Below are 13,758 nucleotides of genomic sequence, written 5' to 3' on the forward strand. Positions count from 1 at the left end.
CAAACCCTCAGGAAGTCGCCGGTACGCCAACCGGTCACCTATCTCATTCATCACATGGACGTCGTGGTGGGCCTCAGCCCAATCATCACCCACAAAGATCATCGTCATCGTCGTTCCTCCGTTTCGTCGCCTCACTACAGAGCCGAAGGGAACCCGGCTGCAACCTAATGGATCAGTGCTCAACGGCACGACACCCCATGAGCGCTCAAGGGCAACCCTCACCAACCCGCCAGGGCACGATCTAGACTCAGGAATCCAAGTTCCAGGAGTCTGAAGTGCTCACCGGCGGGCGGCTCGGCAACCAGCCTGGCACACCAGGCCGGTCAACACCCATTAGGAGTCTGGGGCTACCCACAGCAGCGTGTCGGGATTGAACTGGGACCAGGCAAACCAAAAGGCTTGGTGCGAGACGACTGGCGTTCCGTCCTCAAGCTGTGCTGAGAAGCCGCCCCCGTTGCGCACTATCACAATTCCGCCGAACGACACCATGTCGTCGATGGCCAACACGGCTTCTAGGTCGGGAACCGAAAAGGCAATGGCCGTTTCGTCGGGCGCTTGCACGCCAACGACTTGTACTTGGGTGCCGAGCCGAGAATCGACATCACCGATTGGAAATATCGCACCGTTGTCATCGCGATCGCCCAACGGGTCGAGACGGTACGTGCGCCCGATGCCACCGTCCTCGGCGAGGATCGTGGTGTCGGGGTACGTAGCTTTCCAATCACCCCAGGTGCTCGTCACGACCGTAATTTGTTCGAGTGTGATGCGAGCTTCTCGCAGGGGTCCGGTGAGGGCGCGACCGGTGAACGTGTCGAGGATGCTCTTTGTGTTGAGGTCGTACATGACCTTGTTGGACCGAGTGAGAAGACCAGTCGTGCGAAGCACGGGTATCTCGATCTCGTCGGGCACCGAGTCGGTGAGATACGCCTGCGCCGAACCGCACAGCGTGCAGTAGGGAACACCGATGCGTCGTCCGCCGAGGGTGTCGTTGATCATCTCGTGAACCTCCATTTGATGTTTCGGGTAGGCCCGTGCCTCACCGTCAACGACAACGCCGAACACGAGTCGGTCGTCCGGGTACCAGTCACCTTCGGATGCCGGTGTGACAACAGGGTTATCGAGCGCGGGGATACAACCACGGGCGCACGGAAATGTGTCGCCAAAGGCCCGGTCGTCGATGAGGACGCCTCCCCACGACGTGAGACGCCAATCGATGTCAGCGTCGCGGTCGTCGAAAAACGGTTGCCACCCGGACTCGATGATGGCAAAGAGCCGGCCCTTGTAGTCAACGTAGCCAGGCGCAGCTGGCACGTCCCACGCGATCAACAAATCGGTGATCGACAACCACGGGTTGCGTTGGAACACCGGGTCCTCAGAAAGCTCGGACTCTGTGAGCACGCCAACGCCAGCCACCAGAGCATCGGTCGTTTCACCAAACCCGGTAAACCGCATGAGGTCCGCCAGCAGCCAGGCCAACCGAATATCGCCCGACGAACCCAGTCGGTTAAGAGTCCCGATGTCGACACCCGAGACGCCGAGTCCGGCCCACAACTCGTCAAGGTCAGCAAGGATTTCATCAGAAAACGGCCCATTCGGGACATCAACCTGCATTGCAGGGAACTCGTATCCGTACTGATTGCGAAGACCCGAAGCTATACGCGGGGTAATGATCTCGGTCGTGGTGGAACCTGATGCTTGCGCGTCATCGGCGACCGTCGTGGAAGCGTCGTGGGCTGCGGAACCCATATTTGGAGACGATCCACCAGAGCAAGCCGCGCTCACAACGAAAACGGCAGTTGCGAGAACGAGGAGGCGAAGGCGAGTATTCATCCGACAACGATACGATGGATCGGCGCCTACTTGTCCTTAACAATCTATGACGATGGGCACCCACAAATGGCGAAGCCTTGCGTCGGTGGTACTCGTCAGACTCACGACGCAGGTCCCTCCAACGAATCGGCATGGCACTTAACGCAGTTCGTCGCACGAAGATTCGTGCCGCAGAAGCGGGCGGAACACCAGACCGTAGGCAACACCTTCGCTTGTCCACGGGGTTCGAGTAGTGGCCTGCCCTAGAAGGTCTTGAAGCTGGTCCGCATCTTTACCTTCGATGGTGACACAGGTGCCGAAGCCTTCAACGCTGCCAAGTTCGGCCAGCGGCGCGAAAGGCCAATCCAAGACTGGCGACTCTGTCGGGACACCCCCGAACGGCCATGGGAAAACTGCGTAGGCGGTCACCTCGTACTCTGCGGACGGAGCCCCGTCGGCGAGTTCGCGCAGAAAGTCGATGAAGGCCAATGCCCCTTGACGAGCAGTGGCCTGCTCGGCTGTGAAACCAGACTGCTCACCACCGAACGAGCCGAGGCCGAGTGCGTAGATCTCTCCGGTCCGCGTCTCCCCTCCAACGGTGACGGTTATCCGTGTGGTCCCCGCATCTGCAACGGAGGCGGTGCCGTAGTCATCGAGCGGACTGAGAACACCACTCGACGCTGCTTTGTCGAGGATTGCCTGCATGGCGTCGTCATCGAATTGACCGGCAACAAGATTCGGTAGAGCCGGGCCGGGGAAGATGGCGATGACCGGTCCCTGAGTCACGACCGTACCATCGCCGTACACCACGATCTCCGGCATCTGCCCGAGGGCGACCTCTACGGGGAGGAAACCTCCGAAGTTTTCGACAATGACGAGCGGAGTCGCTGGGTTGCGGTCCCAGGACGACGGTGCCTGCGTTGTGGGTGATGATGTGTCAGAGGCGCCTCCGCATGCAGCTGCGGCAAGCGAGAGGACAACGATGATGGCAAGGTTCTTCATGCCGCTATGACGGTACACCGCAGACGAAAGGTTCCCCGCCAGTACGGACATTCGGGTCATGCCGAATCGTGTCTCGCGGCACCGAGTCGAACATCACAGACCCGATCCGGTAAAATGCGCTCTCATCGGTCTGAACCGAACGTGTGTCCCTAACCCCGATCAGCTCGGAGCCGGCGGCCGACATGCCCCATGAACCCAATAGCTCGATCGGTGATGCCGCGAGAACGGCGAACTTGAGGATTCGGGCCGCGCTCAGGGGAAAAGCCGCCGGGCAGAAGGATCAAAAACTCGGAGCGTTTCTGGGCGTGTTCACCCCGTCGATCCTGACCATTTTGGGGGTCATCCTTTTCTTGCGGACAGGATGGGTCGTCGGCACGATCGGCCTTTTGCCCACCCTCGCCGTTGTCGCCATTGCGAACGCCGTCACGTTGGTTACGGCACTGTCGGTGTCAGCCGTCGTCACGAATATGCGCATGGGCAAAGGTGGCGCCTACTACGTAATCTCCCGCAGCCTCGGGATCGAGGTCGGGGCAGCAATCGGTGTCCCGCTGTACCTCGCAATGACGTTTTCGGTCACGCTGTATGCGTTTGGGTTGGCCGAGAGCGCAAAGGTTGTTTGGGCGGACGCTCCACAACGACCGATCGCTGTGCTGACAATCCTCGCCGTGGCACTTATCGCAGCGCGTGGCGCCGGCGCTGCGCTTCGGCTCCAACTGCCGATCATGGTGGGAATCGTGTTGTCTCTCATCGCTCTTTTGATAGGGGCTCTGGGTAGTGCACCTGAAAGTGTGTCGCTGCTGGCGAGACCAGACACGGGCGGAGAGTTTTGGACAGTCTTTGCGATCTTCTTCCCCGCCGTCACAGGAATCATGGCCGGGATCAGTTTGTCCGGAGACCTGAGGAACCCGGCCACGGCCATTCCAAAAGGAACTATTGCAGCCGTACTCGCTGGTTTTGCGGTCTACGCCACCGTCCCGATCGTCCTGGCATACGCCGTGCCGGCGTCCGAGTTGGTATCGAACAACTTGATCTGGTTCGATCTTGCTGGGCCACTGTCCTTCTTCGTACTTTGGGGGTTGTGGGGCGCCATCTTCGCGTCAGCCGTTGGCAGTATCTTGGCGGCCCCGCGGACACTTGAGGCCATGGTCGACGACAGGGTGTTGCCGCCAGCCCTCGGTGCCGAGTCGAGATTCATCAAAGGACCCGGCGTCCCATTACTGATCAGCACGGGTCTCGCTCTTGGCGGCGTTGCACTTGGGGACCTCGACGCAATCGCTCCTCTCCTCACCATGTTTTTCCTGACAACATATGGAACCGTGAACCTCGTTGCAGGTCTAGAGGTGCTCAGCGGCGACCCGTCGTATCGTCCAACATTTCGAATGCCGTGGTGGGTGTCGATCGGTGGCGCCGTGGCGTGTTTTTCGGTGATGTTCCTCATCAATCCACTTGTTCTGCTCATTGCCCTCGTATTCGAGGCCGGGCTGTACGTGTTCATGCGGCGCCGTGCAATGACCGCCCCGTGGGGTGACCTTCGCCGCGGAGCGCTGATGTCTTTAGTTCGATCCGTGGCGATCAGACTTCACAGAATGCCGGAGGATCCGCGAAACTGGCGGCCAAACATTTTGCTCTTCGCCGGGGATGTCGACCGTCGACCAGATCTCGTGAGATACGCGGCGTGGCTTGCCCAGGAACGTGGCATTCTTACGGTCGTCAAGCTCCTGGTGGGACCGATTAGCGAGCTTGCCGACGATCGGGCAGCAGAGGAGGCGACCCTCCAGGCGGATCTTGATGAACTCGGCATCGTTGCATTCCCCGAGGTCAACATCGTCAAAGCCTTCGAATCGGGATCGGTTGCGGTCGCACAATCCAACGGCATTGCGGGGATCGATTCGAACACAGTCATGTTTGGATGGAGTGACAAACGTGAGCGCCAAGCGTCTGTACTGACCGTGATCGAACAGCTCGCCAGCCTCGGGAAGTCAGCGGTCATTGCCCGGGTCGTTCCCCGGCGCGCAAACGGTCGGCGTGGTGACATTCACGTCTGGTGGGGCGGACTCCAACAGAACGGGGACCTGTTGGTCTTACTCGCCCACCTACTATCGCTCAATGCAGAGTGGCGGGACAGCCGGATCGTCATCAACAGCATCGCAACGAACGAAACCGCCGTCGTGCACAACAGAGAGCTTCTTGAGCAGCTTCTTAGCGCGGCAAGGATAAAGGCAACGACAAACACGATTCTGAAACCCAAAGGCGCCACCGTTCCAGAGGTGATCCGCGAGGTGTCCAGAGGCGCCGGTGTCGTGCTTCTAGGTCTGCGGAGCAACGAGCCTGGGGAAGAAGCAGAGTACGCCGCTGGGATGGAAACTCTGATCGAACACCTGCCGACGGTGTTGTTTGTCCGCAACGCGGGGATCTTCCGAGGCGAGCTGCTTGGCGAAACAACCGAAACCCCGACGTCCGACAAGGACTGGGAGGAAGACGTCGTCGCAACCGACTCGAATCAGTAATTGGTCCGCCAACGATCCGGCCGACAAAGTATCTTGACACGCGGGAGCGTTCGAGAGGAGCGAGACATGGCGACCGAGTCGGCAACCAACGACGATCACTGTGTGGCCTGCGGGAAACGTGCGGCCTGCGGGAAACAAAAGAGGACAACGCCGTCATCGCTGCTTCCGACGTCGGCGGCGGCGACCATCAAGCGCAAACACCCCGAGTGGTTTGGAGACGGGTCGATCTGTAACGATTGCGCCGATGAGGCGAAAGCAGCGGAGATGGAGGCCATGCTGCACGAGACAGACCCCGAGAAGCGTATCTTGGACGCGCAAGTCATCGACAGCATCCGGACAAACACGCTGCTGTCCACGCTGGGCGTCGACTTCGAGGCCGAGATCAACGCCGGCGAGGGCACGCTCGCAACACATGTAACCGCGGCGATCGCGAGCTGGTGGTTCCCTGGTGCAATTGTCGGCGCATTGGTGTCGTGGTTGGTCTTCAACGTCATGACCCGCCCCTTTGAACCGTATCCGCTGGTGTCGCTTGCAGTGGTGAGCGCGTTTCTCGCAACGATGGCGGCGCTCGAAGTCCCATTCATCATCAGGGCACAGCGCTGGCAGCGCAAACAAGCCAAGATCGCCGCAGAGAACGACTACCGATTGAATCTCAAGGCCGAGCTAGAGATCCGCTACCTCGACGAAAAGATCGACGTCGTCATCCAAACCCAAGCCCGCCTGCTAGAGACCCTCGAACGCCTCGAATCTGACCGCAACTGACAGTCCGCCCACCACAACACTCCCCCAAAATGGATTCTGGCGCTTTGTGAGCCCGGATACGGTGAGAATCAGCGCCAGAATCCTTTGCTGTATGGTAGCATATCGGTGTAATGCCAGCACCTTGATTGAGACGCGATGAAACCAAACGAACCGCGCGGAGCACCGCCTCGGGTCCTTACGTTGAGGTTCCGAAACCTTCGAACCTATCAGCGACTCAAGCAGGTCGCGGCACTCGTCGGGACTTCGATGAACGAGATTGCGGAGGCTGCGGTTGAGCGAGAGCTAGATTTTCTGTCCGCCGATCTTGAGTCACAATTGACCGAGACTGTCGAGGCTCTGAAATCGTGGCGTTCTACCGAGGCAGACATCGAGCGCGACATCCAACAATTCGGCGACGCGGAGAGTTCGCTGCGCGATCCGATGCGGGCGACGTTGAGAACCATCAAGCTGGTCGATCCATTGAACATCGGGGCTCTGTTTGCCGACAGCGTGGAACACTGACGACCCGGCCGACACCAAGCGGCTCGGGAAAAACGCCACATCGGTGCTGCGGATGGCTCTCGCCAGCGCCCTGGATCGCGACTCTCCATCGGTCGCCATGGCCCAGTCGTGGCACCGCAATCTCTACGCCGGATGTGCGTTGCCCGTGAGCTACTACGCGGGGGAGGTCCGCAACACCGATTCGAGATTCCCAGAGCTGATCGGGTACGAGGTCATTGTTGGCGAAAGCGCCGGTGCACCATCTGCGTCCGTCCCTGCGCGCCTCGCGGCGTTCGAGACAGCCGCCGTAGCGGCGGTTGCCGCTCTCGATGATGTTGTTGCCCCTGGCTCGCCACCCGGAACGGCAGGGGTCCTGGGCTCGGTGCTCATTTTTGTCGCAGGAATGCACGGCGAGTGGGTGCGCATCCACCCGTTCGCGAACGGGAACGGTCGGACCGCACGAATATGGGCAAACTGGAGTCTGGCCCGATACAGTCTCCCGCCGGTTGTCCGACTCCGGCCGAGACCTGCGGGCGACGCATACGCAATGGCTGCCGCAGCCTCGATGGCTGGTGACCACGCCAAGATGGTTGCCTTGTTGAACACGCAGATCCGCAACCGAGTAACAAACCCCTAACTTTCCGCTTCTAGCGCTTTGCCATCCCGTATACGGTGCGAGACAGCGCCAGAATCCATTGATGTCAGGGCGAGAGGTCGCCGGGGCGGTATGGGTGTTCGAGTTCGACCAACGCGCCGCCTTCTTCTGCTGACTCGAGCAGATCAAAGGCTGCGTCGATGACCTCGTTCTGTCGTTCGGAGTCGCCGGGGGCGCCGAGGGTTCTACCCATCAGATGGCGAGTGACGATGGTGCGGGGCACACCCATTGCTTCGGCGATGTGGCGGAACGCCCTGACATACACGGCGACCGTTGGTATCCCAGCGGCTTCGATTTCTCTTGCAATGTGCCCGACCGACACGAAACAGACAGGTCAGACGGGCACAAGCAACATCACATCGATCTTGTCGCGAACAAGCTGCTCCGCCCACTCCTTCGCCGCACGTTTCACCCGGCCTTGAGCTGTCGCCCCGGGAAACGAATACAACGTGTCGGCTAGTTCACCGATCCGGCCGCTCTGCTCGGCCTCCACGAGACGGTCACGGGGAAAGGCAACGTTGAAATCGCGAATCACCGACCTCGTGTCATACCCGCCGTGACGGACAACAAGATCTTCGGCGGGTGTGTCGCGTGGGATGACCGATAGGGATGCGGATTCACGGAGGAATTCCTGAATGCGGTCCTGCGCCTCTTGTTGGGTCATGTTCTTCACACCGAACGGCTCAGGGTCGTCACCGGCGACGAAGTGGCCGCTCGATGTGAGCAGCCCCATCCGGGACTCTGACAGCGGCTTTGTCAGTGGAGCAAACGGACGATCTTCGTAGGTGTAGTAATTCGGAACATCGGGGTCTGGTGCATAACCCGCAACCTGAGCCTCGTACGCAATGTTGATGAGTTCGGCAACGTCGCCGGTGTCGTACGCATCGCCGACACCTTCGAGAATCTGTCTGAAGAACTCGGCGGCGTCCGTGTCGCTCAAGGCTTTGAGGAACTTGAAAGAAAGATCAGATCGGGTGCCGTATGAGAACGACGTCTTGAAATCTTCGAATGATTCAGCCATGGCCGCACCCTAACCGGTGGACATCCGTCGCGGGCGGGCCGAGATGGCGGTAGTGTGCGCGGTATGAAATTTGGAGCATTTATACCACAAGGATGGCGACTCGACCTCGCCGGAATCGACCGCGCCGACCATTGGGACACCATGGTCAGGGTCACCAAGACGATCGAAGCAAGCAACTACGTTTCGGCGTGGGTGTATGACCACTTCCACACCGTTCCGGTGCCCACCCAGGAACCGGTGTACGAAGCGTGGACGCTGATGGCGGCGCTCGCTGCCGTGACTGACACCGTCCGCCTTGGGCAGATGTGTACCTGCAACTCCTATCGCAACCCGGCATATCTCGCCAAGGTCGCAGCATCGATCGACGCAATCTCGAACGGGCGTGTCGAGATGGGCATCGGTGCCGGTTGGTACGACCACGAATACCGTGGGTACGGCTACCCGTTCGACAAACCGTCGGTACGTATCGGCCGTCTCAAGGAGTCTGTCGAGATCATGCGTGCGATGTGGACCGAAGACGTCGTCACCTACGACGGAAAGCACTATCAACTAGATGGTGCCATGTGCCAACCAAAACCCGTGCAAGAGCCGATGATCCCGATGTGGATTGCCGGCGGCGGAGAACAACTCACGCTGAACGTTGCGGCACGGTACGCCGATTACACCAACTTTGGCGGTGACGACATCAACGAGTTCATCCACAAGTCAGAGGTGCTCGCCGGTCACTGCGCCGACGTCGGGCGCAACTTCGATGACATCACCCGCTCGTGCAACTTCAACGTGATTTGCGCTCCGACCGAGGCGGAGGTTGCAGAAAAGCTCGACCATATCGTCGAAGCAGCGCGCCCATTCATTGAGCAAAAGGACGGCCAGATCGATCGGATGAAAGAGATGCTCGCCCCGATGTCAGGAACCCCCGAGCAGCTCGTCGAAAGGTTGCAGCCCTGGGTCGACGCAGGCATGGGCTACGGAATCGCCTATTTCCCCGACGCCGCCCACGACACCTCAAGCCTCGAACTATTCGCAGCCGAGGTAGTACCAAACCTAGGCTGAGAACGCGCCGAGCAAGGTCGTCAGAGCAGCGTGTCGCTAGCCCGAGCTACCCACACTCGGGCAATGTGCATAAGACGGCGGCCGAGGCGACGAGTTCGTGGTCGAGTTCCCTGACCTGGAGCTCGGGATCGCCGGGTGTCCACGTTGCTAGTTGGTGACCGCCGGCTTCCAACGTGAGCAAGATGACCAGACGACCATCGGGCACCCATGCAAATGACGTCGCCTTAACAAACGCGGACACCGGCATCGAGGGAACCCGCGTCCATAGCAACGTCTCGGTATCGAGTACCCAGATGTCGAATACTTGACGGGAATCTGTGAACGAGATCGCGAGGTCACGACCGTCGGGACTGAGCTTCCCATAACCGGGCTGTCCGAACCGAACCGGCAAGTCGATGGTGATCTCCTCACCGGTCAGCGTATCCAACAGGAGAAAGTCGCTCCCGCCCCCTGCTTGATGAAGGACCCGGCTCCCAAAAACGCCGCGAATCATCCCGCCATCGAAGAGAGTGAGCGAGGGATTCTCCGCGTCGGCGATGACTCCCGAAAATTTGCCATCAACCTCTCGGTACCCAACAAGTCCTAGATCTGTCTCTTCGACGAATCCTACGTTGCAGTCAACGGGTATGGCCGCGGACAGAACCTCCCCGTCAAGGGCGACCTTGCTCAGACTGCAATCGTCAGCAGAGGCCCTGTCTGTCAGCCACACGCCACCCAACCCGGGTGTCGGGACACCGAATCCGACCGCGACGGCCCGCGACGACTCCCCCCTCAAGACGAATACCTCCACCCCACCGGAACTATCACCGACGCCGATAACAGCATCCGAACCTATCCGCTGAGCCCAAATCGGCTGCTCGGCCGGCGGCACGAACCCAGAACCGTCGGGCAGACCCTCGATTCGCTGCCGAGTGTCGGCATCGATGTCCACAACATTGTCACGAATGACGAGCACCAGTCCGGTCGGCCCCTCCAGCACACGGCCACAAAGTGACTCAACCGGATCGACCGACTCCACACACGCCTCAACCCCGATCGGCTCCCGCCCGCGCGGCGTCGCACCACCCGTACACGCGACGAGCACCAGCCCAAACGCAATAACAAGGGCGTGTTTGCGGATACCTTCTCCACCTCCGTCGACGGAACCAAGTCTATAGGTGCGCGTCCCTACCGGTGATACAGTTCGAATAGTCGGTCCTGGCGCGACGAGGCCGAACGCACGATGTCCCGGGGAATTACCTCCGCGTTCGGAAGTCTCGGAGCGCTGATACATGCCGCAACAGCCACAGCCTCGAACAAACGTGTACGTCGACGGGTTCAACTTCTACTACGGATCAGTGAAGGGAACGCCGTTCAAGTGGCTGGACGATCGGGCTCTCGCGAGGGCGCTACTCCGCGGGCATCAAATCAACTCTGTGAAATACTTCACAGCCAGAGTCCAAGACAGGGCTGACGACCGCGGACTTGCCAAGCGACAAGATCACTACATCCGGGCTCTGATCGCGCACGCTGGAGTCGAAATTCACAACGGCCAGTTCACCCGGCGGAGGAGGTGTTGGCCGCTGGCCGACAAGCTCAAGCGGAACATTGTCGAATTGGTGTACGTGATGCAAACGGAGGAAAAAGGTTCTGACGTATCACTCGGAGCTCATCTCGTCTGGGACGCTTGCCACGACGACATGGACGTCGCCCTCGTTCTATCGAACGACTCGGATCTCCAGACTCTCCTCGACATGGTACAGAACCTCGGAATCCGGGTCGTTACTGTGAACCCTCATCAACAAGTAGACCAACCGAGGCGGCTCCTCTCGGGCGACAAGCGCACACTCAGTCGGCGGCTCCTCGGACGCTCACAGCCACCGAACCTGGCAATGGCCTCGAACGGGGACAGAATCTCGAGACGCCGAATGGTTCTAGACGCGCAAAAGCCCGCCGAAGCGGGCCATGCTGGGCCTAGTACCTGTGAAGGGATCTAGGTGGTTCTACGCACGTAGAACAGCAAGAAGCTTGCAATGCAAGATGTTTTCACCAACGCTCAACCGGAGCGATACGATCGCCTTAGTCCAATTCTGGCGACGCTGCATCTTTATCCAACCATCCCGCGATCGTTGATGTTTGTACAAACCGTACAAACATTGGGGTTTTGGGGGTTTCGGTTGGACGGGTGGGGGATGGTCGCGTACCATCTTGGAACGTGCTGGCACTCAACCACATCGGCTCGGGGAAGGTCCGTGAGATCTATGAAGTCGACGCTGCTCGGCTCGTCATCGTCACCACGGACCGCATCTCGGCGTTCGATGTTGTGCTCGACTCCCCCATCCCCCACAAGGGTCAAGTACTCACCGGATTGAGCCTGCACTGGTTCGATCTACTCGACACCCCACACCACCTCATCAGCGCACATGTTGCGGACATTCCGGGCGTTACCGGTGACACAAGCGCCGACCTGGCCGGCCGGGCAATGCTTGTGCATCGGGCCGAGGTCATCCCCATGGAGTGTGTCGTGCGGGGCTACCTTTACGGCTCGAGTTTCGCCGAGTACGCGGCCGGTGGCGGGCCAACGACTGAACATCTGCCTGAGGGTCTGCTCAAAGCATCAAAGCTAGACGAACCAATCTTCACCCCGGCAACCAAGGCCGAGTCGGGTCACGACGAGAACCTCACCGAATCAGAAGCTCGCGACTTCGTCGGCGACAGCCTCTACGAAGAGCTCAAGCGGCGGTCGGTGGCGCTCTATCAATGGGGCGCCGAATATGCCTCCGACCGCGGCATCATCCTTGCCGATACCAAGTTCGAGTTCGGGATGGTCAACGATGAGATCGTGCTGATCGACGAAGTACTCACACCGGACTCATCGCGATACTGGCCCGCCGAGGCGTGGGTGCCAGGCAACAACATTCCATCTTTCGACAAACAACCGGTGCGCGACTGGCTCGAAAACGAGCCCTGGGACAAAACACCGCCAGCACCGCCGATGCCCGCAGCGGTCGTCACCGAAACCTCGGACCGATACATACAGGCGTACGAACTCCTCACTGGGTCATCATTCACCGGCTACCTCTCAAGGATGGGTGCATGAAGTTTTGCGTCAATATCGAACGTAAACCCGGGCTTGCAGACCCCGAGGGGAAGGCAACCGAACGTAGCCTCCACGACCTCGGGTACACCGACGTCGAACATGTGTCGTTCGGTCGCGCGATTGTCGTCGATATCGACGCGACCGATGAGGCCCTCGCACGCGAGCAGGTCGAAGAGATGTGCCAGCGGCTCCTCGCCAACCCGGTGATGGAGTCATACAGAATCGAACGAGTCGGATGACGATTGCAGTCGTGGTGTTCCCCGGCACCAACTGCGAGCACGATGTCGTCCACGCGCTCGACCTGCTGGATACCGAAGCAGAGTTGGTGTGGCACCGAGACACCCACTTGTCTAACTTTTCGGGAATAGTGCTCCCAGGCGGGTTTGCGCACGGCGACTACCTGCGCACTGGCGCCATTGCACGATTCTCACCTGTCATGGCAGAGGTCGAACGCGCCGCGCAGATCGGCACTCCGGTGCTGGGAATCTGCAACGGATTCCAGATCCTCTGCGAGGCAGGCCTCCTGCCCGGAGCCCTCGTTGCCAACCGTGACCTCCAGTTCATCTGCCGACCCATCCACGTCCGTATCGAGTCGACCGACTCGGTCCTCACCGGTGCGGCCAGTGTCGGCGACGTTTTGCGCATCCCGCTGAACTCCTACGAGGGCAACTACATTGTCCCCACCGAACAGCTCACAGAAATCGAAGCTAACGAGCAAGTCATCTTGCGCTACTGCGACGAGGCTGGTGTCGTCTCGGACCGTGCCAATCCAAACGGCTCGACCAACAACATTGCGGGCCTCACAAACAAACGCGGTAACGTCGCCGCGGTCATGCCACACCCCGAACGCGCCACCGAAACAATCCTCGGTTCGGATGACGGGCGTCGTCTCCTCGAAGGGTTCGTTGTGGCAACCAGAGCAGCGCCCGTGCCGAGTCCCTCGCGAACCGAAGCCGCCGCGGTATGACCGTCGTTACACCCTCACCGTCTGAAACGGAACCGCGGGATACTCCTCAGCACATCGCACTCGGGATGACGGATGATGAATACGACCGAGTCGTCGAGATCCTCGGGCGTGAGCCACGGCCAGCCGAGCTTGCAATGTATTCGGTGATGTGGTCAGAGCACTGTTCCTACAAGTCGTCACGCATGCACCTCGGCCGGTTTCCAACGGAGGCGCCGTGGGTCGTTGTCGGCCCTGGCGAGAACGCCGGTGTCGTCGACATTGGTGACGGCTGGCTAGCTGCGCTGCGCATCGAGTCGCACAACCACCCATCCTTTGTCGAGCCTGTTCAGGGTGCCGCAACAGGTGTCGGTGGGATCCTCCGCGATATCTTCACGATGGGTGCCCGGCCGGTGGCGTTGTGGGACCCGATCCGTTTTGGACCGC

Annotated in this window: 15 protein-coding genes; 10 read left to right on the plus strand and 5 right to left on the minus strand. The window is 60.0% G+C overall.

What is annotated here, in order from left to right:
* Positions 1-333: 333 nt before the first annotated feature.
* Positions 334-1,830, minus strand: coding sequence for a DUF3179 domain-containing protein (locus IIC71_14030; protein ID MCH7670300.1), 1,497 nt, complete (start codon positions 1,828-1,830; stop codon positions 334-336).
* A gap of 138 nt (positions 1,831-1,968) precedes the next feature.
* The gene (locus IIC71_14035) at positions 1,969-2,811 is read right to left on the minus strand and encodes a hypothetical protein (GenBank protein MCH7670301.1); all 843 of its coding nucleotides are present in this window, start codon (positions 2,809-2,811) and stop codon (positions 1,969-1,971) included.
* Positions 2,812-2,993: 182 nt separating this feature from the next.
* On the opposite strand from IIC71_14035, the gene IIC71_14040 reads away from it, so the two are divergent.
* The 4 genes from IIC71_14040 to IIC71_14055 all read left to right on the plus strand — a co-directional run bounded on the left by IIC71_14040 (position 2,994) and on the right by IIC71_14055 (position 7,197).
* Positions 2,994-5,318, plus strand: a complete 2,325-nt coding sequence (locus IIC71_14040; GenBank protein MCH7670302.1) for a Na-K-Cl cotransporter — start codon at positions 2,994-2,996, stop codon at positions 5,316-5,318.
* A gap of 66 nt (positions 5,319-5,384) precedes the next feature.
* Complete coding sequence (locus IIC71_14045; protein MCH7670303.1) at positions 5,385-6,080, plus strand: DUF1003 domain-containing protein; 696 nt, start codon at positions 5,385-5,387, stop codon at positions 6,078-6,080.
* Between the two features lie 135 nt (positions 6,081-6,215).
* Positions 6,216-6,581 carry a hypothetical protein gene (locus tag IIC71_14050; protein ID MCH7670304.1) on the plus strand — a complete coding sequence of 122 codons (366 nt, stop codon included), beginning with the start codon at positions 6,216-6,218 and terminating at the stop codon, positions 6,579-6,581.
* Positions 6,559-7,197 (plus strand): Fic family protein, encoded by a 639-nt coding sequence (locus IIC71_14055; protein MCH7670305.1) that lies wholly within the window; start codon positions 6,559-6,561, stop codon positions 7,195-7,197. The genes IIC71_14050 and IIC71_14055 overlap by 23 nt, the downstream gene beginning before the upstream one ends.
* Positions 7,198-7,261: 64 nt before the next feature.
* Here IIC71_14055 and IIC71_14060 read toward each other — a convergent pair whose 3' ends face one another.
* Positions 7,262-7,537 carry a hypothetical protein gene (locus tag IIC71_14060; protein ID MCH7670306.1) on the minus strand — a complete coding sequence of 92 codons (276 nt, stop codon included), beginning with the start codon at positions 7,535-7,537 and terminating at the stop codon, positions 7,262-7,264.
* Positions 7,538-7,549: 12 nt separating this feature from the next.
* Positions 7,550-8,236: a hypothetical protein gene (locus IIC71_14065; protein MCH7670307.1), complete on the minus strand. Its 687-nt coding sequence runs from the start codon at positions 8,234-8,236 to the stop codon at positions 7,550-7,552.
* A 63-nt stretch (positions 8,237-8,299) separates the two neighbouring features.
* Here IIC71_14065 and IIC71_14070 point away from each other — a divergent pair, with 63 nt between their 5' ends.
* Positions 8,300-9,289 carry an LLM class F420-dependent oxidoreductase gene (locus IIC71_14070; protein MCH7670308.1) on the plus strand — a complete coding sequence of 330 codons (990 nt, stop codon included), beginning with the start codon at positions 8,300-8,302 and terminating at the stop codon, positions 9,287-9,289.
* 46 nt (positions 9,290-9,335) lie between these two features.
* Here IIC71_14070 and IIC71_14075 read toward each other — a convergent pair whose 3' ends face one another.
* Positions 9,336-10,307 carry a hypothetical protein gene (locus tag IIC71_14075; protein ID MCH7670309.1) on the minus strand — a complete coding sequence of 324 codons (972 nt, stop codon included), beginning with the start codon at positions 10,305-10,307 and terminating at the stop codon, positions 9,336-9,338.
* Between the two features lie 253 nt (positions 10,308-10,560).
* Here IIC71_14075 and IIC71_14080 point away from each other — a divergent pair, with 253 nt between their 5' ends.
* The 5 genes from IIC71_14080 to IIC71_14100 form a co-directional block, all read left to right on the plus strand.
* A complete protein-coding gene (locus IIC71_14080; GenBank protein MCH7670310.1) occupies positions 10,561-11,265 on the plus strand; it encodes an NYN domain-containing protein in 705 nt (234 codons plus the stop codon).
* Between the two features lie 218 nt (positions 11,266-11,483).
* On the plus strand, positions 11,484-12,368 hold the full coding sequence (locus tag IIC71_14085; GenBank protein MCH7670311.1) for a phosphoribosylaminoimidazolesuccinocarboxamide synthase: 885 nt from the start codon (positions 11,484-11,486) through the stop codon (positions 12,366-12,368).
* A complete protein-coding gene (gene purS, locus IIC71_14090; protein ID MCH7670312.1) occupies positions 12,365-12,607 on the plus strand; it encodes a phosphoribosylformylglycinamidine synthase subunit PurS in 243 nt (80 codons plus the stop codon). Before IIC71_14085 ends, purS begins: the two co-directional genes overlap by 4 nt.
* Positions 12,604-13,335 carry a phosphoribosylformylglycinamidine synthase I gene (purQ, locus tag IIC71_14095; protein ID MCH7670313.1) on the plus strand — a complete coding sequence of 244 codons (732 nt, stop codon included), beginning with the start codon at positions 12,604-12,606 and terminating at the stop codon, positions 13,333-13,335. The genes purS and purQ overlap by 4 nt, the downstream gene beginning before the upstream one ends.
* Positions 13,332-13,758 (plus strand): phosphoribosylformylglycinamidine synthase II (locus tag IIC71_14100; protein MCH7670314.1); only part of this gene is annotated, 427 nt, incomplete at its 3' end. The genes purQ and IIC71_14100, both read left to right, overlap by 4 nt.

This window comes from Acidobacteriota bacterium (assembly GCA_022562055.1).
Classification (GTDB): domain Bacteria; phylum Actinomycetota; class Acidimicrobiia; order Spongiisociales; family UBA5794; genus BMS3BBIN02.

Excerpts from the sequence above, each read along its gene's own strand:
- IIC71_14030 (MCH7670300.1), bottom strand. The coding sequence starts at position 1,830 with ATGAATACTCGCCTTCGCCTCCTCGTTCTCGCAACTGCCGTTTTCGTT.
- IIC71_14035 (MCH7670301.1), bottom strand. The coding sequence starts at position 2,811 with ATGAAGAACCTTGCCATCATCGTTGTCCTCTCGCTTGCCGCAGCTGCA.
- IIC71_14040 (MCH7670302.1), top strand. The coding sequence starts at position 2,994 with ATGCCCCATGAACCCAATAGCTCGATCGGTGATGCCGCGAGAACGGCG.
- IIC71_14045 (MCH7670303.1), top strand. The coding sequence starts at position 5,385 with ATGGCGACCGAGTCGGCAACCAACGACGATCACTGTGTGGCCTGCGGG.
- IIC71_14050 (MCH7670304.1), top strand. The coding sequence starts at position 6,216 with ATGAAACCAAACGAACCGCGCGGAGCACCGCCTCGGGTCCTTACGTTG.
- IIC71_14065 (MCH7670307.1), bottom strand. The coding sequence starts at position 8,236 with ATGGCTGAATCATTCGAAGATTTCAAGACGTCGTTCTCATACGGCACC.
- IIC71_14070 (MCH7670308.1), top strand. The coding sequence starts at position 8,300 with ATGAAATTTGGAGCATTTATACCACAAGGATGGCGACTCGACCTCGCC.
- IIC71_14080 (MCH7670310.1), top strand. The coding sequence starts at position 10,561 with ATGCCGCAACAGCCACAGCCTCGAACAAACGTGTACGTCGACGGGTTC.
- purS (MCH7670312.1), top strand. The coding sequence starts at position 12,365 with ATGAAGTTTTGCGTCAATATCGAACGTAAACCCGGGCTTGCAGACCCC.
- purQ (MCH7670313.1), top strand. The coding sequence starts at position 12,604 with ATGACGATTGCAGTCGTGGTGTTCCCCGGCACCAACTGCGAGCACGAT.